Below are 21,247 nucleotides of genomic sequence, written 5' to 3'. Positions count from 1 at the left end.
GAAAAAAATATTGGTTTTAAAACATAATTTCATTCTCGCTCAGAAATGCAACGCCGGTTTTAATGGTCGTGTAAACATCACCCTCACAGTCTCTGTACGAACACGCGTAAATTTCTTCAACCCATTTATTATTCATAAAGATTAAATTCAGGTATTCGTTTTTCCTTAAATTATTTTTAATGGATAAATAATCCCCTTCTTTGGGTTCGTAGGGAAAACTGAATACATTTTCTGAATTGATTTTTTCTACGATTTCTTCCTTTATATTCTGAACATATCCGGTTTCTGAACTTATCATTAAATAATCCCCATCTTCAGATGCTTCCGTTACTTCATTTTTACCTGTGATTGTTTCCAGTACCCAATAGTATTTCGAGTTTTTCTTAGAATGCGTTCCCAGAACCTTTTCTTCTAATAATATTTTCATAAATCGTATTTCGCTGTTGCTGTTGTTCTCAAATCGGTAAATTCGCCTCTCTCGAATTTTAGTTGGGCCACCATGGCGATCATGGCCGCATTATCGGTGGTATATTCAAATTTCGGGATGTAGATATTCCAGCCCAGTCTTTCATGGTTGTCCTGCATGGCTTTTCTCAAAGCGGAATTCGCAGAAACGCCGCCGGCAATGGCAACCTCTTTTACGTTGAGTTCTTTGGCCGCTTTTTCCAGCTTGTTCATCAGGATTTCAATGATGGTTTTCTGGACGGAAGCACACAGGTCGTTGATGTTATTCTTGATAAAATCAGGATCTTTCTTTACTTCTTTCTGAATGAAATACAGCACGGAGGTTTTAATACCGCTGAAAGAATAGTCATACTGTTCCATTCTTGGCTTATTAAACTGGAAGGCATCAGGATTTCCTTCTTTGGCCAGCCTGTCGATAATAGGGCCGGCCGGATAATCCAGATCGAAAATTTTTCCGATTTTATCGAAAGCTTCCCCTGCAGCATCGTCGATGGTTTTGCCTATAATTTCCATATCGAAATAGTTCTTCACCAGCACGATCATCGTATGGCCTCCGCTTACCGTAAGACACAGAAAAGGGAATTTTGGCGGCATAGGATTTGCATCTTCGATGAAATGCGCTAAAATATGGGCCTGGAGATGGTTAACTTCAATAAGAGGAACGTCCAGGCTCATTGCCAGTGACTTAGCGAAAGAAGTTCCGACTAGAAGAGATCCTAAAAGTCCGGGCCCGCGCGTAAATCCTATCGCAGAAATGGCATTTTGTTGTATATTTGCTTGGGATAAAGATTTTTCAACTACGGGAATGATATTTTGCTGATGCGCGCGCGAAGCGAGTTCGGGTACCACACCGCCATATTCCTTATGGATAGACTGGTTTGCCGCAATATTGGACAGGATAGAATTTCCCTTGATGATAGCTGCTGATGTGTCGTCACAGGACGATTCAATACCTAAAATTATAGAGTCGCTCATAATAATGGCAAAGTTAGAGAATAATAACGAGAATGAGAACAAAAAATCGGTAGCTGGAAACTTAGGGGATCAGGTACAGAAAGCTGTTGAAAATGCAGGAGGCGCCGTAAAGGAAACGGTGAAGGAGGCATCGGAACTGGCTTCGGATGCCATTAATCACCCTGTGCAGACGGCCGAAGAATTCGGGAAACAGGCGGTTAAGGATGTTACCAGCTATACCTGGTGGGCCAAACTGCTTCTCATCCTGTTCTGGCTCGGGCTTGGGCTTGTTGCGGCTATTTTTATCGCCATTAATCTCCCGGTAACCAAACAGTGGGCTGCAGACCAGGCATTGAAAGTCGTAAATCGGGACTTTAAGGCACAGATGTCCACAGAAAGCGTTGAGGTCAACTTTTTTGGAAACGTGAAAATCAAAGGCCTTAAAATAAAGGATTATAAAGGATACGATTTCATTCAGTCCAAAGAATTCATTGCCAATTCCAACTGGCTTTCCCTTGCCTCAAACATTACGGAAAATAATTCTTTAAGCTTTAATTCCCTTACCTTAAAAAATGCAGACGTAAAAGTCATTACCTATAAAGGAGACAGTATTTCCAATTTCATCCGTTTTACCCAGCTGTTCGACAGCGGCAAGAAAAGAGACCCGAACAAACCGCCTTTCCAACTGGATTCCAGGTTACAGATCGTGGATTCCAAAGTTTCCATCGTCAATCTGAATTCTCCCGGAGAAAAGGGAAAGTGGCTAACGGCTACGAATTTTAATCTTATCGCCCCGAATGTAAAAGTCAATGGAAGGAATATTTCAGGATTGATCAACAATATGACCTTCACTACGACACGCTGGGGGAAGTCTCACTTTGTAGATACTTTTTCCACAGAGCTTTCGATGACGCCGGATTATCTATTTTTAAAAGACCTTACTCTAAATACCGATCACTCACTGTTGCAGGGTGATATTAAATTCAATCTTCATGACGACGGTTCATGGTCTGATTTTGCCGACAAGGTAAAATGGGACATGAATCTTACGCTGGGAAGCCAGCTAAGCGGTTACGACATCAGCTATTTTGTGACGAATTGGGACAACTTCAAGCCGTTCAACATTTCCGGGAAAATGACCGGCCCACTGAACAGTTTTAAGCTGGATCATTTCCTGATCCGCAATCCTGATGTAAATATTGCTACCCGGACAATGAATGTGAACAGGCTGCTGAAAGGTAATTTTCTGATCGAAACCAACGATCTTTCCGCAGATTTTACCTATAAAGACCTTAAAGCGATGATGCCTTCATTCATCTCCAAAAAAATGAAGAATTTCGCAGATGATTTTGGAAAGCTGAAATATAACGGAACGGCAAGCGTAAACCCAGACCGCGTGTACGTCTCAAGCGGAAACCTGATGACCGGGATCGGACAGGCTAAAATCACGGATTTTTCTCTAACCGATTACAGTTCTTCCCTTCCGAAATATGCGGGAATTGCAGAGGTGAAGGATCTGAATACATCAGTGATTACTAAAAATAAATCAGTCGGGTTAATTTCCGGAAGATTTAATATTAACGGGCAGAGCTTCGATGTGAATACGATGAGGCTGACTACAAAGTCTCAGATCTCCAGCATCGAGATTATGAATAAAGAGATCAACAATCTGTATCTGGACGGTTTACTCGATCATAAAAAATACAACGGACTAATTACAGTCAACGACGAACAGGCAAAAGCAACCATTAAGGGACTTATTGATTTCAGCACTTCACGGATTTCCATGAACGTTAATGCGGATGTCAATTATTTAAACATGAATTATTTTACCGATAAGCCCGGAAAACAGATCGTAAGCGGAAAGGTGAACGGTAAAATGGCAATGTCTTCGATCAATGACCTTACCATGGATGTAGAAGCAAACGGCATTAATTTCGCTACGGCAACACAGAACTATTCCATTCCGAACGCGAAGGTAAAGACGTTCCTGGAAAACGGTGCGCGGGTAATTGATGTAGATGCACCAGGAGCAGTAGACGGAAAAATTTCCGGAAGATATAACCTGGGCGATCTCGCCGGAATGGTGGAAAACGGACTGAATAAGATCCTGGTAGGCCCTGAACCGAGAAAGATGTACAGAGGACAGAATTTCACCATGAATTTTGATGTACAGCAGGGGCTGGTAAGTTATTTTTTACCTGACCTGAAAATTCCACAGGGAGCAAAAGTAGAAGGGCAGTATGACGGAAATTCAAACAACCTGATCCTGAATCTTGATGCCGCTTCCCTGAAATACATCATGACCAAGACCGAGGATATTACCGAAGCTGACAAAGCCCTCGCCGCTGCAAATCCGGACTATCAGATCAATGACCGGAATAATATAACCCGGGACAGTGCGATGGTCGACAGTGTCATGGTTCGGATCAACACGGCCAATCTGGATGAACAGATCTATGCAAAAATCAGCAGAGTGCTGTATAACAAGAATGTCCTTAAAAATATTACCCTGAGCGGAAGAAATGACAACAATACCGTTTTGCACCTGGCTGCAAAATTCAGTCATGGAAGTCCCGAGGATGAGGAGGATGACAATCTGAAGCAATATGCCATTAATGTGAATCAGTCTACCAATGCGGGCGGTGATTTCGTATTCAGGTTTGAACCGACAGAGGTGAAATTCAACGATGTAACATGGGCGATCGATACCAGCCCTGAACTTAACCATTCAATCACCTACCGTAAAAAAGAGAAGGATTTTGATATTCAGAACCTCAGAATCTATTCTGAAAACAGTGCTTTATTTATAAAAGATGCCCAATTTAAATCGGTTAAAGATTTTTATGTAGATGCCGAGGTCGATAATTTCGCTATTGAAAAACTGCTGGAGATGAAAGCCGGCGGGAACACACTGAATATTAAAGGTCTTGCGAACGGAAGTGTAAAAATCCGGATGGATAAAAATACACTTCAGCCTATTGTAGATCTTACGATCGATGATATTATGATGAACGGAAAGGATATGGGCGATATCACAGTTTCCGCTACCAACAGCTATTCCTTAAACGTATATGATGTCGATATAAAAGTAAACTCAGCGGGGATCATAGGAAATAACAGCCTTCATGTAACCGGAACTGTCAACAACAATACTTCGTCCCCTACCATTGATCTTACTGCGGAAATGAGGGATTTCGATGTAGCATTCGCCCAGCAGTTTGTAACGACGGTTTTCGGGAATTTAAGAGGAAAAGCAACCGGAGATCTTAAAATCGCCGGTAAATTCAGCGATCTGGATTACAGCGGTGATATCGGATTAAAAGGCTTCGGACTGAAACTGCTGTTTACGGGAGTGGACTATTCTTTTGATGATACGGTAATCCCGTTAACAAAGGGATTGGCAATTTTAAACAATATAGAGGTACATGACGGAAGAACCAATTCCAAAGGAAATATTTCGGGGGCGATTCAGTTTGAAACCCTATCTTCGATGGGGGTCAACCTAGTGATGCGTGCCGATAATTTATTGGTGCTGAATACCACTCAGAAAGATTACGACCTGTTCTGGGGCAGGGTATACGGACAGGGAGATCTGTATGTGGACGGACCGGTTTCCGGACTAAGCATTACCACTCCTAACATGAAAGCTCTGAACGGAAGTACTTTTACCTTCAATTCCGGATCAACGTCCAACGTGGAAGAGTTTAAGATGCTGCGGTTCCTAAAGGAAGGTAAAAACGGACTCGTAACCTTAGATGATAAGAAGAAGACCGGAGCGAATATGAACATCGATTTTGCGCTGGATGTTGATAAAGGCACTACGGTAAATGTACTGATCGGGGATGATGTCGGAAATATTATGGTAAAAGGAGCGGCAGAAAAGCTTCATTTCCAGATGAGCCGTCAGGGAAATATTGCCATGAACGGTACCTACAAGGTGGATAACGGAACATTTGTCTCCAAAGCCATTCTTAACAAAACGTTCCAGATCGAAAAAGGAAGCAGCATCCGTTGGGACGGAGATGCCATGAAGCCTGCCTTAGATATTACGGCAAATTATATAAGGATGGTCTCCAACGCCGGGGAATATCTGAATATGGGAAGCCTCCAGCCGATCAGTATCCTGCTTCAGGCCAATATTACACAATCATTAATTGATCCGAAAATCGATCTGAATGTAACGGCGCTGGATGTTTCCAGCCAGGTAAAAGAAACGTTAGCTGCCAAAATGAGCCAGGAAGGGGAAAAAGTCCTTCAGTTCGGTTCGGTTCTGCTTTTGAACAGTTTTAATGTGTCCAATACCGGTGGAGTAGACCTGAATGTAGCCGATGTAGCACAGAACCAGGGATACAACATTCTTTTAAAGCAGCTGGGATCAGTGCTTAATGCCATGAGTAATGAATTTCAGATCGACCTTAATTATGTAAAAGGAGATCAGTATTCCAATGTTGGCGACCGGGCTACCGCAGGGGTAAGCTTTGCTTTTTCACCGAGAGTCAAAGTAAAGACAGGATTGGGTATTCCTCTTACGAAGACTGAAAATACGGAGACGAATTATCTTTCCGGAGAAGGTACCATTGAATATGATATTTCAAAGAAGAATGACGGAAGCCTCGTACTTCGGGGATATTCAAAACCGTCCAATATCGGCCTGGTAAACGGTGCGGGTTCAAACGGTACTGCCAATCAGGCATACGGCGGAGGTATCGTGTGGACAAAGAGCTTTAATTCTATCTTTAAAAAGAAGAAAAAAGATAAAAAAACTCAGGATTTTCCAAAAGCAATAAAAACAGATTCTGTAAAATCGGACGGCAAATAATTCTTATTTTTTAATGATTTTTATCATCTGTGTTAATTATTGTTAATGTTTAAGATAATTTTTTTAGTTAAATTATTTTTTATAAATTTGCAAAAAATACATTGTTTTTTTAAGAAAATTGTAATTTAACTAATATGAACTATCAACTGGACGAAATAGACAAGAAAATTCTTGATTTCTTAGTAGAAAACACAAGAATGCCTTTTACAGAAATTGCAAAGCAGATGGATGTCTCTGCAGGTACAATTCACGTAAGAGTGAAAAAGATGGAAGATGCAGGTATTATTTTGGGATCATCTCTAAACATCGATTATGGAAAGCTGGACTACCATTTTACTGCTTTCATCGGAATTTTATTAACGAAATCCAACAGAACACAGGAAGTTCTGAAAGAGCTTACGAGTATTCCGAACGTAATCGAAGCCAGCGTAATTTCAGGGAAATATAACATATTCTGTAAAGTAAGAGCAAAGAACACGGAAGATGCCAAAAGAATCATCTATCAGATTGATGATATTCAGGATGTGATGAGGACGGAAAGTATGATCTCTATGGAAGAATACCTGAGCGACAAGAATAGACTGATCAACGCGATCTCCATATAAGCGGATTTTAAACGAATTATACTAAAGAACTTATGAAATCTCTCATAAGTTCTTTATTTTTGTACTATGGAAGAATACAGTTATTTTGACGAAGATCCGAAAAAAGGATGGGGCTTTATCCTGGCATTTGCCGCATTGATGCTGTTTACAATAATGGGCTTCGGGATCGACCTGGATGAATATTTGCAGCACGAATACCTGAACATTCCCGGATGGTATTTTTTTGTCATCTTTACTGTGGATGCACTGATGGCTGTAAGCCTTATCCTGATGTTTTTTTACAGGAAAATCGGAATCTTTTCTTTTCCGGCTCTCCTGATCATGCATTTCTTTATGCACAGTTATTATTTATCAACTTTCCTTTATACCGATGTCACCAATCTTTTCCTGTTTACAGGATTTGGGATGCTGGCGATTATTCCGAAATGGAAGTTTTTCAGGTAAAAAAATAACGGAAAGATCTGCTGTATCTGATTTACAGCTAGTCTAGAAAACATAATATGTTATCCTTAACGAAGGATAGTAGATCTCTCCGAGATAAGAAGACTTGTGCACATAATCCTTATTGTTGTAATTCCAGGTGTAGCTAAGCTGAGAGGCTTTAGACTGTATTTTATGAAAGGGAATATTTATAAAAGCACCCAGTTCATATTGGTTTCTCGTTCCAAACATGACTCCGAAGCCTGCGTTGGTACTTAAAGTATAAGTCTTCTCTCCGAGATTCGTATTTATAAATTCTTCAAAACTGATAGGCTGATTTATTTCTTCCGTGGCCTGGCCTTCGTTTCTGTTGAATACAACCACATTATTGTTGTAATCGGCTCCTAAAGAAGCCTCAAAAAAAAGAGCATGGGTATATTTTTCAATCACCTTACGGTATCCAAAATAAAAGGAGATACAGTCGTATTTCTGCCCGATCACATCTTTATTATCAAAAGGAATATCAGCCTCATTCAGATTGTATCGGAATTCTATCGTTTTACGCGTATACATCAGCTCGGCAAAGAAATTATCCTGCTCGCCCAGCTGGCGTAATAATTTAATACCTAAATGCGCACTTATGGGTTTGTTAAAGCTAATATGGCTGGCATCCGCCGGCTGATGGTTCCGGAAAATACTGATTCCCGCACCCGTGGAAATTCCTAATTTATAGTCCGATTGCGCGGACAGGGAGTTTATTAAGCCTAAAGTCAGTATAAAGTTGATCGAAATAAAAAATATTCTCATTGCTGTTATTTGTTTTTTATGGTATCTGTTTTATGCTTGAACGAAAAAATCTTCAGATTAGTATAATAAAAAAGCACCCTTTCATAAGGATGCTTTCATTATATTTTTTCAAAAAATTAAGCTAAAATTCGCTTCACCGCTTCTTTTACCGCAGTAGAATCGATCTTGTATTTTTTCATCAGTTCGGCAGGTGTTGCAGATTCCCCGAAGGTGTCATTTACCGCTACAAATTCCTGTCGGGTCGGTCTCTTTCTGGCCAGCATTCCGGCAATGGATTCACCCAAACCTCCAAGGTAGTTGTGTTCCTCAGCAGTTACGATCTTACCTGTTTTTTCAACCGATTTTAGGATGATTTCTTCGTCTAGCGGCTTGATCGTATGGATGTTGATCACTTCACATGAAATACCTTCTTTTTCAAGTTCGTCCGCAGCAATCAGAGATTCCCAAACCAAGTGGCCAGTAGCAACAATCGTTACATCGGTTCCTTCCTGCAGGAGAATTCCTTTTCCGATCTCGAAAGGCAGATCTTCAGGAATAAAAACAGGAACTACCGGTCTTCCGAACCTTAGGTATACCGGACCTTCATGGTCGGCAATAGCTAATGTCGCTGCTTTCGTCTGGTTATAATCGCACGGGTTGATCACCGTCATTCCCGGAAGCATCTTCATCATCCCGATATCTTCCAGGACCTGGTGTGTAGCACCGTCTTCCCCTAACGTAAGGCCGGCGTGGGATGCACAGATCTTAACGTTTTTGTTGGAGTAAGCAATCGACTGACGGATCTGGTCGTATACCCTGGAAGTAGAGAAGTTTGCAAATGTTCCCGTAAAAGGAATTTTTCCCGTGATGCTCATCCCTGCAGCAAGTCCCATCATGTTGGCTTCAGCGATACCTACCTGAAAGAATCTTTCCGGAGCCTTTTCGATGAATTTCTCCATCTTCAAAGAACCGATAAGGTCTGCACAAAGTGCCACAACATTAGGGTTTTTATCGGCAAGTTCTGCCAGTCCGGCACCGAATCCTGAACGGGTATCCTTTTTTTCTGTATATGTAAATTTCATTATGTTCTAAATTATTAATTAAAAAGATTACGGATTATCAATGACTCGTTGCTGTTAATAATCAGCAGGCGCTTCCAGATACAATTGCTTCATGGCTGTTTCCAGCTGCTCATCGCTAGGTGCTTTTCCGTGCCATGCGTGTGATCCCATCATAAAATCAACACCGTTACCCATCTGCGTATGAAGAATAATCGCTACCGGCTTTTCCTTTCCGGTTTCTGTTTTCGCCTTTTCAAGAATAGCAATCACTGCTTCCAGGTCGTTGCCGTTTTTCTCCTCCAGCACCGTCCATCCGAAAGCTTCCAGCTTGGCATGAAGGTTACCTAACGTAAGTACATTGTCTGTGCTTCCGTCGATCTGCTGTCCGTTGTAATCGATGGTGGAAATAATGTTATCCACTTTCTTGCCGGCAGCATACATAAAAGCTTCCCAGTTCTGGCCTTCCTGCAATTCGCCGTCTCCCTGTAAAGTATACACCAACGAGTTTTCTCCGTCTAATTTCTTTGCCTGAGCAACACCCAGCGCTACAGAAAGCCCCTGTCCCAAAGATCCGGAAGCCACTCTGATGCCTGGCAGCCCTTCATGTGTGGTCGGGTGACCCTGCAGCCTGGAATCCAGCTTTCTGAAGGTCTTCAGTTCTTCTACCGGGAAAAAACCGGATCTGGCCAAACTAGAATAGAATACCGGGGAAATATGTCCGTTCGAAAGATAAAAGTGGTCTTCGTTTTTGCCTTCCATTGTGAAAGGAAGCTTGTAGTTCATTACTTTTCCGTAAAGGGCCGTGAAAAATTCAGTACAGCCTAAACTTCCTCCCGGGTGGCCGGAATTTACAGCATGAACCATTCTTAAAATGTCTCTTCTGATTTGCGTAGTAAGAGATTTTAACTCTTCGATGCTTTTACTCATTGTGTAGGATTTATATGCAAGCGAATTTACGATATTTTACCGGCTTAAAGAAATGTAAAAGCCCGGATTTCAGGTTCGGGCTTTAGTTTTTATAATAATTTATTTAAAGTTTTATCAGGTTAAAATGATATGTAATCATGAATTTTATGATATTAAACGATTCTTAGATACGATTTCTGTCGTACCAGCCAGAGCCCGATAAAGGTGAGCAGCCCGTTTAAGACAATTAATTCCACTCCGATTCTGTAATCGGTGTACGTTGTGATGACGTAATTAATAAGATAAGTGGCTACCGGAGCCAGGATCGTCACCGCCAGGATGGAATATTTTTTTGAAATCCGGAATTTTGTAAAAATCCCGAAAGCGAAAAGTCCCAGAAGCGGTCCGTAGGTGTATCCTGCAATTTCCATGATAAGGTAAACGATGGATTTGTCATTCAGTGCCTTGAAGATCATGATTAAAATAAAGAAAACGATGGTAAACGTCAAATGGACTTTCATCCGGAGCTGTTTTTTTTCTTTTTCAGTTTTATTGCGGTCTTCGTTGAGGTTCAGAAGATCCACGCAATACGAACTGGTCACTGCGGTCAGTGCACCGTCAGCGGAAGGAAATAAGGCTGAAATCAGCCCGATGATGAAGATCACCGAGATAATCATCGGAAAATGACCCTGAAGCGATAAAGCCGGGAACAGGTCGTCACCCATGATATTTTTAATTTCACCGCCGGAATCTTTAAACCCAAAAATGTTGGTTACCGTTTCTCCATTGATCTGTCCGTATTCCGCACCGTGCTGCAAAGCAAAAAGATAGAGCAGCCCGCCGAGGAACAGGAATGCAAGGTTCACAAAAAGAAGCGTTCCCGCAAAAGTCAGCATGTTTTTCTTGGAATTTTTCAGGTTATCCACCGAGATATTCTTTTGCATCATTTCCTGGTCCAGGCCGGTCATGGCAATGGTAATGAAAATTCCGCCGATGATTGTTTTCAGGAAAAAGGTTTTGGAATTCGGATCAAAATTGATAAAATGCGTATAATTTTTCTGTTCTAAAATCGAGTAGGCTTCCCCTGCAGATAAATTTAAATTTGATAAGATATACATAATGCAGGCAATTAAGCTGATGATCATGAAAGAAGTCTGCAGCGTATCGGTAATAACGATCGTCTTTACACCACCTTCAAACGTATACAAAAGAACCATCAGCAGAAGAACCAATGCGGTTACCCAGAAGGGCACCCCTAAGCCTTCCAGTAAAAAGATCTGCAAAACATTCACTACGAGGTAGAGCCTGGCTGTAGCCCCGATTGCTCTGGAGATAATAAAGAAGATGGAGCCGATCTTATGAGCTTCCACGTTGAACCTTTTCCCCAGATAGGTATAAATGGAAGTCAGGTTCATTTTGTAATAGAGCGGTAAAAGGATTGCCGCGACGATAAAATAGCCGATAAAGAACCCGATTACCATCATGTAATATTCAAAGCCGCCGTAAATATATTCGCTTCCCGTCATTTTCCCGACGGTTCCGGGCACGGATATAAAGGTTACCCCGCTCAGGCTGGTTCCGATCATTCCGAAAGCCACCAGCCACCATTTACTTTTTTTGTTACCGATAAAAAACGACTGATTATCGGAGTTTCGGCTCGTAAAATAAGAAATAACCAATAAGCCGATGAAATAGACAAAAACAAACAGCAGGAGAATAGTTCCGGAATTCATGCTTTAATTTAAATTTTAGCAAATATAGTTTTTTTCTCCTCTGCCCAAAAAAGAAAAACCTTTCGGTACTGAAAGGTAAAGGTAAAGGTAAAGGTAAAGGTAAAGGTAAAGGTAAAGGTAAAGGTAAAGGTAAAGGTAAAGGTAAAGGTAAAGGTTGCATGGCTGTTGATCTTTATAACCCTCGCACACTCAAACTTTACCTCAGTCTCAGACTTAGCTTCAGCCTAAACCTTATTCACCAGAACATCCTGGATGTCCTCCTCTTTCTGGAAAGTAGCCTTGGCAAAAGGGCAGAGCGGGATAATCGATTTGCCGTTTTTTCTGGCAAAATCTACTGCTGCATACAACATTTCTTTTCCTACGCCTTTCCCGTTGTAGGCTTCGTCCACTTCCGTGTGGTCGATAATAAAGCGGTCTTCCCCGGCCCAGGTATACGTCATTAAACCGGCGTGGGTTCCGTTCATAAAGGCTTCAAAACTTCCGCGTTTCTCGTCGTTGGTATGTTTTACTTTAATCATTTTATGAAAATTGGGTTAATATTTCGATATCGTGGGTTAAAATTTTATGAATCGGGCAGGCATCGGCAATCGCGTGCAGCCTTTTTCTCTGTTCTTCATCAATATACGTGCCTTCAAAGCTGATGTTTCTTTTAAAAATGGCTCTTTTCGTCAGCGGAAAGTTTTCAAGCTCTACTTCCACATTAATTTTTTCCACATCCCATTCTTTCCGGTCAATATACATCCGCAGAGTAGCTGCCGTACAGCTTGCCAGTGACGTTGCCAGAATTTCGAACGGGTTAAAGCCTTTATTGCCGCCGCCTTTATCTACGGGTTCATCGGTAATTAATGTATTTTCCCCTGCAATAACTTCAGTGTAGTATTTTTCTTTTCCTAAACTTGCTTTTACTGTTACGGACATGATTTCTCTTGATTTTTTAAATTACGGTTTCTGAGAAATTTAGTGGTCAGGTTGTACCTGATGTTTAAAATTCTCTATTTTATCTTTCAGTTCTTTCAGCATTTCCGGGTTGATGATGCCGCTTTCAAGATCGAAATTCTCATAAAATTTAGGAAGAGAAAAAGTGTCTTTGATATCCGCTCCGAAATTCGGGAAGAATGTTTTTGCCGTATTCATCACATTGCCGCCGCCATATCCTCCGGGCGAAGTAGACATCAGGAACATCGGTTTGTTCTGGAATACCTTGACGTTGATCCTTGAAGCCCAGTCGAAAACATTTTTAAATGCAGCACTGTACGATCGGTTGTGTTCGGCCAGTGAGCAGATGATGACGTCGCATTCTTCGATGGCGTTTAAAAAACGATGTGCTTCATCCGGAAAACCTTTCTTTTCCCGGTCAACGGAAAACACGTGCATGTCAAAATCATTTAAATCAATTAAATTGATTTCATCATCCTGAAAATCTTTCAGGACAAACTTGACAAGTTCTTTATTGATGGAAGTGGAAGAGGTACTTCCGGCAAACGCTAATATTTTCATGACCTGAGTTTATTATTTTCTGTTTAAAATCGCTTTTGGAAGCGGTACGTAATCTTCATCATCACCCGGAACGAGTGGAAATGCTTCATGGTTCTGGTCATTCCAGTTCACTTTGGCCTGTTCGATAAGTTCTTTATCGGAATTTACGAAATTCCAGAAGATGAAACGTTCTTCTTCAAATGGTTCACCGCCGAACAGGTAAACCGTTCCGTTTTCGCTCATCTCGAATTCGCAGAGTTGGGTATTTTTAGCAATCAGAAGTTGCTTGGAGCCGTAAGAATTTCCGTCGGTGGAGACCGTTCCGTCCAATACGTACATGGCGGCTTCACCGTAAAGGTCTTTTCCGATGCTGATCTTCTTCGCATCTTTTGTTTTAATTTCAATAAAAAACAATTTGCTGTGAACGGGAACCGGGGATTTTCTTCCGAAAGCTTCTCCGGCAATCAGTTTATACTGGATACCGTCTTCTTCCCAAACCGGGAGATCGCCTGCTTCCGTATGGTGAAAGCTTGGTTCCGACTGTTCCAAATGCTTCGGAAGTCCGACCCAGATCTGGAATCCGTGCAATCTTTTGTCCGAATGCCTCAAATATTCCGGTGTTCTTTCGGAATGCACGACGCCTTTTCCGGCAGTCATCCAGTTAACCGCTCCCGGCTGTATTTCAATGGCACTTCCGATGCTGTCCCGGTGGAAGATGGAACCTTCCAGAAGATAAGTGAGGGTAGAAAGCCCGATGTGCGGATGCGGCGGGACGTCCAGGTTCTGATAGTCCTTCAGATCAGCAGGACCCATGTGATCGATAAATACGAAAGGCCCGACCGCTCTTTTCTCACGGAAAGGCAACAATCTTCCCACTAAAAAATTTCCGATATCTGCTGATTTTTCTTCAATAATGAGTCCGATGTTTGACATATAATGCGATGTTAATTTTACAAAAAGTTCCGGTTCGTTATAAGCTGTTTTGCTTTACGGCCCGATGATAAAAATAAGCAAAAAGAATAATCCGAGAGCCCTGTTAATCCGTAAAAAATATGTCCGGTTATTATTTCCTTATTCTGTGAGCAAAATTAAAGCATCTCTCGAAAGCATCCATTGATCTGTGGTAATAAGTTTCAAACCTCATAGGTTTCCAAAAACCTATGAGGTTTACTGCATAGGTCTGAAGTTGTAAATCTATGACTGTCAATAGTAAATTCCTGCAGATGAATGTGCTTCGCTTGTCAATTTTAATTGATGCTTCTGGTGGTTGGGATACGCAAGGATTTCTCAACATTAAAAGCAGTGTAAATTGACCATTCACGTGCAAAGCAAAATTCACCATTAACCTTTAGTCCTCTTTCGACTGCATATTTTTCCCATCCGAAATGTGCAGCCTGCGAAAAATAAATCCGGAAATGATGGTCAGGATCCCTACGGTGAGGAATGTCCAGCGGAATGCGTTGTGGATTTCGCCGTGGATGAGGTCGGTGTTTTCAAAAATTTTCAGGACAATCAGCCCGAAGGCGATTCCGAAACCGATGGCCAGCTGCTGATTGACGGACAGCAGGGAATTCCCGCTGCTGGTCTGGAAATTCCGGAGGTCGGCGATGGAAATGGTATTCATCGAAGTAAACTGGATCGAGTTGAAGAATCCCAGGATGGCAATAATAGGAATAAACCAGTACAGTGAAGTATTGATGTCCGGAATAGCAAGTAGGCAGATCAGGGTTCCGATGATGAACGTATTGGTCATAAGGGTCTGCCGGTATCCGAACTTATCTAAAATTTTAATGACGTAGGATTTTCCGAAGATCGCAGTTAAGGCCATTGGAGCAATAATCCATCCGGAAGTTACCGCCGATTGTTTGTACGCGATCTGGATCATCAGAGGCAGTAAAAGCGGAACGGAGCTGATTCCTAATCTGGTTGCCAGATTTCCTACAATGCCCACCCTGAATGTTCTGACCTGAAATAAATTAAGAGGGAAAATAGGACTGTTGTCTTTTTTTGCATGCCTGTAATAATAGTACATACAAAGGAAGCCCAGAATAAAAATAACGAGAACCGGTGTAATGTTCTGTATATTTCCGAAAAGCTCAAGTGCGATCGAAAGCAGGAGGGAGGCTGCTGCAAAGATCAGGAAGCCTTTCAGATCAAAATCGACAGCTTTGGATTTATAATCAGGCATAAATTTTAATCCTAACGTAATTCCCAGGATCCCGATTGGAATATTGATTAAAAAAATCCAGTGCCAGGAAAGGTAATCCACCATGTAACCTCCTACCAGAGGCCCCAATACCGGACCGATCAGTGCAGGGATAATGGCAAAGTTCATGGCTTTCAGAAGTTCATTTTTATCGAAAGTTTTAATCAGAGCCAGTTTTCCGACCGGCGTCATAAGGCTTCCTCCGACTCCCTGAAGTACCCTGGAAATTACCAGCTGGGTAAGATTCTGTGACAGGGCGCAGAAAAGGGAACCCATACTGAACAGAACAAGTGAAAAGATGAAAATCTTTTTTGTGCCGAAACGGTCTGCGAGAAAGCCGCTGGCCGGCATGAAAACGGCCAGGGTAAGCACATAACTGATAATGGCGTTCTGCATATTCAGCGGAGACTCTTTCAGGTCTTTCGCAATTGATGGAAGGGAAGTATTGAGGATCGTTGAATCCAGCATCTGCATAAAGATTGCCGTGGCGAGGATTAACGGGAGGATTTTTTTGATCGAAACGGTCGGCTGCGGTAGTTCTTCTGACATAAGTATGTACCGGAAACGGTTTCCGGATTTATTTGGTTCAAAAAAATAATAGAATATTTAGGAAGAGCAATATTTGTTCCTTAAATGATCAAGATGGCATAATTCAGTAGGCAGATCTGCATGTAAGCGCCGGTATATCGAATTTTAAACATTCGAAAATAAACCGCCTTGTCAACACCAATAAAAAGTCCCGCGAGATTTCGCAGGACCTTAAGTTTTATTTTCTTGGTTTTTCAACCCCTTTCCATTCTTCGCCGGCTTTTCTGTACTGGCTTAATTCGAAGGTTTTGAAATCCTTGGTTTTGTATTCGATGTTATCCGTATTTTGTTCAAACGGCATGATGTAGTAGTAGTCAGCATCGGTTCTGTCCGTTTTCGTACCTTTTTTTACAGACGGAACATATTTAGAGAATTTATAGCTCGGAAGATACTGTTTTACTCTGGCGTAGAACGCTTTGTTCTCTTTCTCTTCCGGGATAATATCTACAATGTTGAAATCGTCTTTTTCTTTGTTGATCCAGAGATAATAGGTTTTATCCTCGCCCGTGTTTCTGTTGTTGGAATTGAAAGCATACAGTTCTTTCGGTACCAGTTCTTTGATCTTTTCGGCATCAACCTTTGTATAATATTGTCCTTTTGAAGGGTCAACATAGGTTTCAAGGTTATACATCAGGACGGCATTGTTGTCAAGATTTTTGTTCTTGAAATACTGGTTCAGGGATAATTCTGCATTCGCACGCAGTTCTTTACCTCTCGCATCCAGTTTTTTCGTAGGATTCTGGGGATTTACTTTTTTTACGAATTCATATAAAACTTTCGGCTTTATATCTTTCAGGTGAGGAAAGGTTTTCAGCTGTTCTGCTTTTACAAGCCAGTAATATTGTTGGTAAAAGTCGTCTTTATCGCCATCTTTTACGCTTTTGTACGTCATGGCCAGCTTTTTGGAGCTAAGATATTTACCGTATTTTCCCTGTCCGAAAGCGAAAGTCATGGATAATAAAGCAAATAAGATAGTAATGTTTCTTCTCATTTTTTATAATTGATATTTTCGTTTTCCAAATATAATTATTTATTAGATAATATTTTTGATTAACGGTTAAATTCTGACAATATTGTTATCGTAAATTCAAAAAAAAATCCTGTATCGCTACAGGATTAATAAATTTTAAAGATCTCGTCCTCCATAGAAGTGGAATTGCGGTTAAGGTTTCACCTGTTTTGCTTTGATAATCTTTAGCCATGAAATTCATCATTCACCATTGTCAAAGGTCAATTCCTTCGGGGTCAATTCGCTACGCTTGTCAATTTTTCTGCAATTTCAAATTCACTTGCGAAGCAAAATTGACTCGCAAAGCGAAATTCACCATTCACCTTTTACTGTCAATAGTCAATTCCTTCGGGTCAATGGTCAATCTTAATTACTTTTATAATTCACCATTCACTTGCGAAGCAAAATTCACCATTGACGATAATCATTCACTTTTACGCTTCCCCGTATGACGTCTCATGTACTTTGACGGCTCTTCCGCTTGGATCGTTCATGTTCTTAAAAGCTTCGTCCCATTCCAGCGCAATAGGAGTGGAGCAGGCAACGGAAGGTACGGAAGGTACGGTAGCTGCTGCGGTTTCGCTTGGAAAATGTTCCTCGAAAATGGTTCGGTAACGGTATTCTTCTTTGTTTTGAGGGGTGTTCAGCGGGAATCTGAATTTAGCGTTGGCCATCATTTCATCGGTAACCTCTTTTTCGGCAACTTCTTTCAGCGTATCGATCCATGAATAACCGACTCCATCGGAAAACTGCTCTTTCTGTCTCCATGCGATCGATTCAGGAAGAAGGTCTTCAAAAGCTTTTCGCAGCACCCATTTTTCAATTTTTCCTTCGGATACGTTTATCATCTTATCTTTAGGATTAAGCGTCATGGCTACATCCATAAATTCTTTGTCAAGGAATGGCACACGTCCTTCGATTCCCCAGCTCATCAGGGCTTTGTTGGCTCTTAAACAGTCATAAAGGTGAAGTTTTCCCAGTTTTCTTACGGTTTCATCGTGAAATTCTTTGGCATTCGGTGCTTTGTGGAAATAAAGATATCCGCCGAAAAGTTCATCGGAACCTTCTCCTGACAGTACCATTTTAATTCCCATCGATTTAATGACACGGGCCAAAAGATACATTGGCGTAGAAGCCCTCACGGTTGTCACGTCATATGTTTCCAGGTGATAAATTACGTCTCTTACGGCATCCAAACCTTCCTGAACGGTAAAATTAACTTCATGATGTACCGATCCGATATGCTCTGCCGCTTTTTGCGCCGCCGCCAGATCAGGCGAACCTACCAATCCTACGGCGAAACTGTGAAGTCTCGGATACCAGGCTTCCTGGGTGTCGCCGCTTTCGATTCTCTGACGGGCAAATTTTGCAGTAATGGCGGAAATCACCGAAGAATCCAGTCCGCCGGAAAGCAGCACACCGTACGGAACATCACTCATCAGCTGTCTGTGGACCGCATCTTCAAGCCCTTTTCTTAAAACCTCAATATCGGTTTCGTTGTCTTTTACCGCATCGAAGCTTTCCCAATCTCTTTTATACCACTGCTGAAGCGCGCTGCCGTCTTTACTGTATACGAAATGTCCTGGTAGGAAAGTTTCTATGGTTTTGCAAACCCCTTCTAGAGCTTTCAGCTCGGAAGCTACATAATAGTTACCGTTTTTATCCCAACCGTGGTACAGCGGGCAGACTCCCATATGATCGCGGGCAATCAGGTAAACGTCGTTTTCCGTATCATATAAAGAGAACGCAAAAATTCCGTTCAGTTTTTCAATAAAATCTTTCCCGTATTTTCTGTAAAGGGCTAGAATAACCTCACAATCCGACTGGGTCTGGAATTCATAATCTGGGAATTCCTCTTTCAATTCCCTGTGGTTATAAATTTCGCCGTTTACGGCCAGGACTACTTTTCCGTCTTTGGTAAACAAAGGCTGCTTTCCGGAAGTAGGATCTACGATGGCCAGCCTTTCATGGGAGAAAACCACTTTGTCGTTCTGGAAAACGCCGCTCCAGTCAGGACCGCGGTGGCGTATTTTTTTAGACATTTCCAGAACCTGGGGTCTCAATATTTCGGTTTTTTGTTTGGCATCAAACAAACATACAATTCCACACATATTTTATCATTTAATTTAAAACAAAAGTAAAAGGGAGGTTTAAAAAAAACAACAAAAAATTTCGTTTAGTTTAAATTTTTAATCAATTAAATTATTTTTAAGAAAAAAATAAGGTATTTTATATTTTATATAGGATTAAAGTTAAATTTTTTCGTTTGTGGAAAGTGGTTTAATTGTATACGGAATTATTCTGGTATATTTCTTAATCTATGGTAATTTATTTGATTAATTTTCATGCGTACTTTGTGGCTCGAAATAATTTTTTTTCATCATTTGTGTTTTTACCTTCTTGTAATTCAGTTTGCGAGAAGGTTTTTTTTTATTCGGTACCCAGCAATACACCCGACACATTCCACGCACTGAAGCTCGATCCTTCTCTCGGACCCTGGGGAATTTTCACCTGGATTTTATGTTTTCCCGCTTTCAGATCACCAAGGGGAATGAAATCAGGATTGGTTACCGTTCCCGGGCACCAGTTGGACCTGCTGAGGTCGGAGGAAGAGAGTCCGTCCGGGAAATTTCCTGAAGCTGGATTGTACAGACGGTAGGATCCGCAGTCGGTTCTCCATGGAACAAATGAGAAAGCCATTTTTCCGTCTAAGAAAATCGAGTTAAGTTTTGGAAGAAACTCATCGCCGTTTTCCCAGCCGCCGTGGCCTGTGGTTGTATATTTCAGCTGTGCATTTTTTAAATCTTTTTTCAGGGTGAATTCTACCAGAAGTCCCTGGTCTTTATCAAACATCGTCGAATATTCCTGTCCGGCCATTTCCATCATATTCAGGGTATTGAATAAAGGGATCACTGCATTGTGTTTGTAAATGGCCTGATCGCTCTTGTGGATGGTGATCTCCAGGCTCACTTTATGCCCGCCTTTGTCATAATTCCCGATGAAAGCTCCAATCCATAATTCTTTTTCGCTCAGTGCGGGTTTCAGGTCGGTGATATCTTCCCGGTACGGACTGACAGTCTGCCAGGTTTTGTCTTTCAATTGAAGATTGTTGAATTTATTGATTCCGAAAGCCGTGAAAAAACGCATCATTTCAACAGGCGGATTGTAATTTTCAGTGGTCATGATCCCGTAATACTGCTTTCCGTTTCCGTTTTCATAGAGAGGAAGAGTTTTTACGCCGTTCTCAAGGCCGTTAAAAAATGACTGGGATTTGTCCTGCGGAATAAAGAAGACCGTTCCTGTTCTGTCATAAGCATCACCGTTCGACTGTTGTTTCAGCTCTACGAAAATATTTTCACCTTCCGTAATCTTCGGAAATTTTATTTTCTTAAGGATAACGGTTCCGTTGGCGAATCTTTTAATGTTTTCATCTGATTTAGACTGGTCGGAAAAATTGATAAGCTCATTATCGAAGACCTTCAACGTCGTAAACCTGCTTTTCCACAGAAGATCCCGGTAACCCAGCTGATCCGTCGACGTTATGGAGCCTTTGAAAAGATTATCGGTGCCGGTCTGTTTTATTTTTTTTACCGAAGTTGCCGTAATGGCAGATGTTTTATTTCTTTCGATTTCCAGTACGAAGCCCAGGCTTTGTCCGATAGTGGAAGGTCCGCCCTGGATTTTAAGCTCGTTTGTATACCAGACTTCAATCGTATTGGAGTTGATTTTCATCACGGCTTTTTTACAGTTGTAGCCCAAAATTTTCCTGGTTTCACTTGTAAGCTCAAAGGTCTGCTTCCCGATTGATTCTTTGTCGGAGGCCGATACGATTTCACCGGGTTTCAGGAAAGCGTAAGAAAAAACGGTATTGGAAGGCTTTTCTATTTTCGTGATCTCAAAAGGGAAATCCGCTTTCTGTTCTCGGATTTTCTGATTCAGGATAAAATTTTCCTTTTCATTGGCCAGGACAATAGTAGGAGACTGATCGGCAGAAACTTTCCCGTTAGAAGAACTCATATACTGCACTTCATAAATCTGTGCGAAAGAAAAAAAACATAAAAAGGTAAAAATACCCAGTAAAATTCTTTGATGCATGTGAAAAATTGATTTCCACAAAGATAGATTTTAAAGAAATAAAACCTTAACAATCAAAATCAAATATTTTCTGAATTTGTTAGATGTTTATTATCATTCATAAATAAAAAACTACTCCAAA

17 protein-coding genes are annotated in these 21,247 nt (G+C 41.3%); 3 read left to right on the top strand and 14 right to left on the bottom strand.

The features are described 5' to 3' along the window. Positions 1–16: 16 nt before the first annotated feature. The gene (locus ACED20_RS10965) at positions 17–427 is read right to left on the bottom strand and encodes a hypothetical protein (RefSeq protein ID WP_294238093.1); all 411 of its coding nucleotides are present in this window, start codon (positions 425–427) and stop codon (positions 17–19) included. After that, the gene (gene tsaD, locus ACED20_RS10960; RefSeq protein ID WP_294231680.1) at positions 424–1,440 is read right to left on the bottom strand and encodes a tRNA (adenosine(37)-N6)-threonylcarbamoyltransferase complex transferase subunit TsaD; all 1,017 of its coding nucleotides are present in this window, start codon (positions 1,438–1,440) and stop codon (positions 424–426) included. Before tsaD ends, ACED20_RS10965 begins: the two co-directional genes overlap by 4 nt. A gap of 4 nt (positions 1,441–1,444) precedes the next feature. On the opposite strand from tsaD, the gene ACED20_RS10955 reads away from it, so the two are divergent. From ACED20_RS10955 to ACED20_RS10945, 3 genes are all read left to right on the top strand, one after another. Continuing rightward, positions 1,445–6,241 carry a translocation/assembly module TamB domain-containing protein gene (locus ACED20_RS10955; RefSeq protein WP_378104593.1) on the top strand — a complete coding sequence of 1,599 codons (4,797 nt, stop codon included), beginning with the start codon at positions 1,445–1,447 and terminating at the stop codon, positions 6,239–6,241. Between the two features lie 134 nt (positions 6,242–6,375). Beyond that, on the top strand, positions 6,376–6,846 hold the full coding sequence (locus ACED20_RS10950) for an Lrp/AsnC family transcriptional regulator (protein ID WP_042723244.1): 471 nt from the start codon (positions 6,376–6,378) through the stop codon (positions 6,844–6,846). Positions 6,847–6,912: 66 nt separating this feature from the next. Further along, positions 6,913–7,290, top strand: coding sequence for a hypothetical protein (locus ACED20_RS10945; protein ID WP_294199751.1), 378 nt, complete (start codon positions 6,913–6,915; stop codon positions 7,288–7,290). A 42-nt stretch (positions 7,291–7,332) separates the two neighbouring features. On the opposite strand, the gene ACED20_RS10940 is transcribed toward ACED20_RS10945, so the two are convergent. From ACED20_RS10940 to ACED20_RS10885, 12 genes are all read right to left on the bottom strand, one after another. Then, the gene (locus tag ACED20_RS10940; RefSeq protein ID WP_294199750.1) at positions 7,333–8,073 is read right to left on the bottom strand and encodes a hypothetical protein; all 741 of its coding nucleotides are present in this window, start codon (positions 8,071–8,073) and stop codon (positions 7,333–7,335) included. A 116-nt stretch (positions 8,074–8,189) separates the two neighbouring features. Beyond that, positions 8,190–9,134, bottom strand: coding sequence for a transketolase family protein (locus tag ACED20_RS10935; protein WP_378104589.1), 945 nt, complete (start codon positions 9,132–9,134; stop codon positions 8,190–8,192). Positions 9,135–9,188: 54 nt separating this feature from the next. Then, positions 9,189–10,040: a transketolase gene (locus tag ACED20_RS10930; RefSeq protein ID WP_345767334.1), complete on the bottom strand. Its 852-nt coding sequence runs from the start codon at positions 10,038–10,040 to the stop codon at positions 9,189–9,191. Positions 10,041–10,192: 152 nt separating this feature from the next. Further along, a complete protein-coding gene (locus ACED20_RS10925) occupies positions 10,193–11,752 on the bottom strand; it encodes a sodium:solute symporter (RefSeq protein WP_378104585.1) in 1,560 nt (519 codons plus the stop codon). Between the two features lie 224 nt (positions 11,753–11,976). Then, positions 11,977–12,270 (bottom strand): GNAT family N-acetyltransferase, encoded by a 294-nt coding sequence (locus ACED20_RS10920; RefSeq protein WP_294317234.1) that lies wholly within the window; start codon positions 12,268–12,270, stop codon positions 11,977–11,979. 1 nt (position 12,271) lies between these two features. After that, complete coding sequence (locus ACED20_RS10915; RefSeq protein ID WP_294238124.1) at positions 12,272–12,670, bottom strand: OsmC family protein; 399 nt, start codon at positions 12,668–12,670, stop codon at positions 12,272–12,274. A gap of 39 nt (positions 12,671–12,709) precedes the next feature. Continuing rightward, positions 12,710–13,249 (bottom strand): NADPH-dependent FMN reductase, encoded by a 540-nt coding sequence (locus ACED20_RS10910; protein WP_294202087.1) that lies wholly within the window; start codon positions 13,247–13,249, stop codon positions 12,710–12,712. Between the two features lie 12 nt (positions 13,250–13,261). After that, the gene (locus ACED20_RS10905; RefSeq protein WP_294202089.1) at positions 13,262–14,161 is read right to left on the bottom strand and encodes a pirin family protein; all 900 of its coding nucleotides are present in this window, start codon (positions 14,159–14,161) and stop codon (positions 13,262–13,264) included. A 415-nt stretch (positions 14,162–14,576) separates the two neighbouring features. Then, a complete protein-coding gene (locus ACED20_RS10900; protein WP_294202091.1) occupies positions 14,577–15,983 on the bottom strand; it encodes an MFS transporter in 1,407 nt (468 codons plus the stop codon). A 217-nt stretch (positions 15,984–16,200) separates the two neighbouring features. Continuing rightward, entirely contained in the window at positions 16,201–17,013 is an 813-nt protein-coding gene (locus ACED20_RS10895) for a hypothetical protein (RefSeq protein WP_294202092.1), read from the bottom strand. Between the two features lie 452 nt (positions 17,014–17,465). Further along, positions 17,466–19,142, bottom strand: coding sequence for an asparagine synthase B (gene asnB, locus ACED20_RS10890; protein ID WP_378104579.1), 1,677 nt, complete (start codon positions 19,140–19,142; stop codon positions 17,466–17,468). Positions 19,143–19,461: 319 nt separating this feature from the next. Further along, entirely contained in the window at positions 19,462–21,126 is a 1,665-nt protein-coding gene (locus tag ACED20_RS10885; RefSeq protein WP_378104577.1) for a GLPGLI family protein, read from the bottom strand. Between the last annotated feature and the right edge of the window lie 121 nt (positions 21,127–21,247).

This window comes from Chryseobacterium sp. sg2396, from assembly GCF_042610505.1.
In the GTDB taxonomy this organism is placed as follows: domain Bacteria; phylum Bacteroidota; class Bacteroidia; order Flavobacteriales; family Weeksellaceae; genus Chryseobacterium.
The sequence above is the reverse complement of the archived record's forward strand: the minus strand, read 5'-3'. Positions and strand labels throughout refer to the sequence as shown.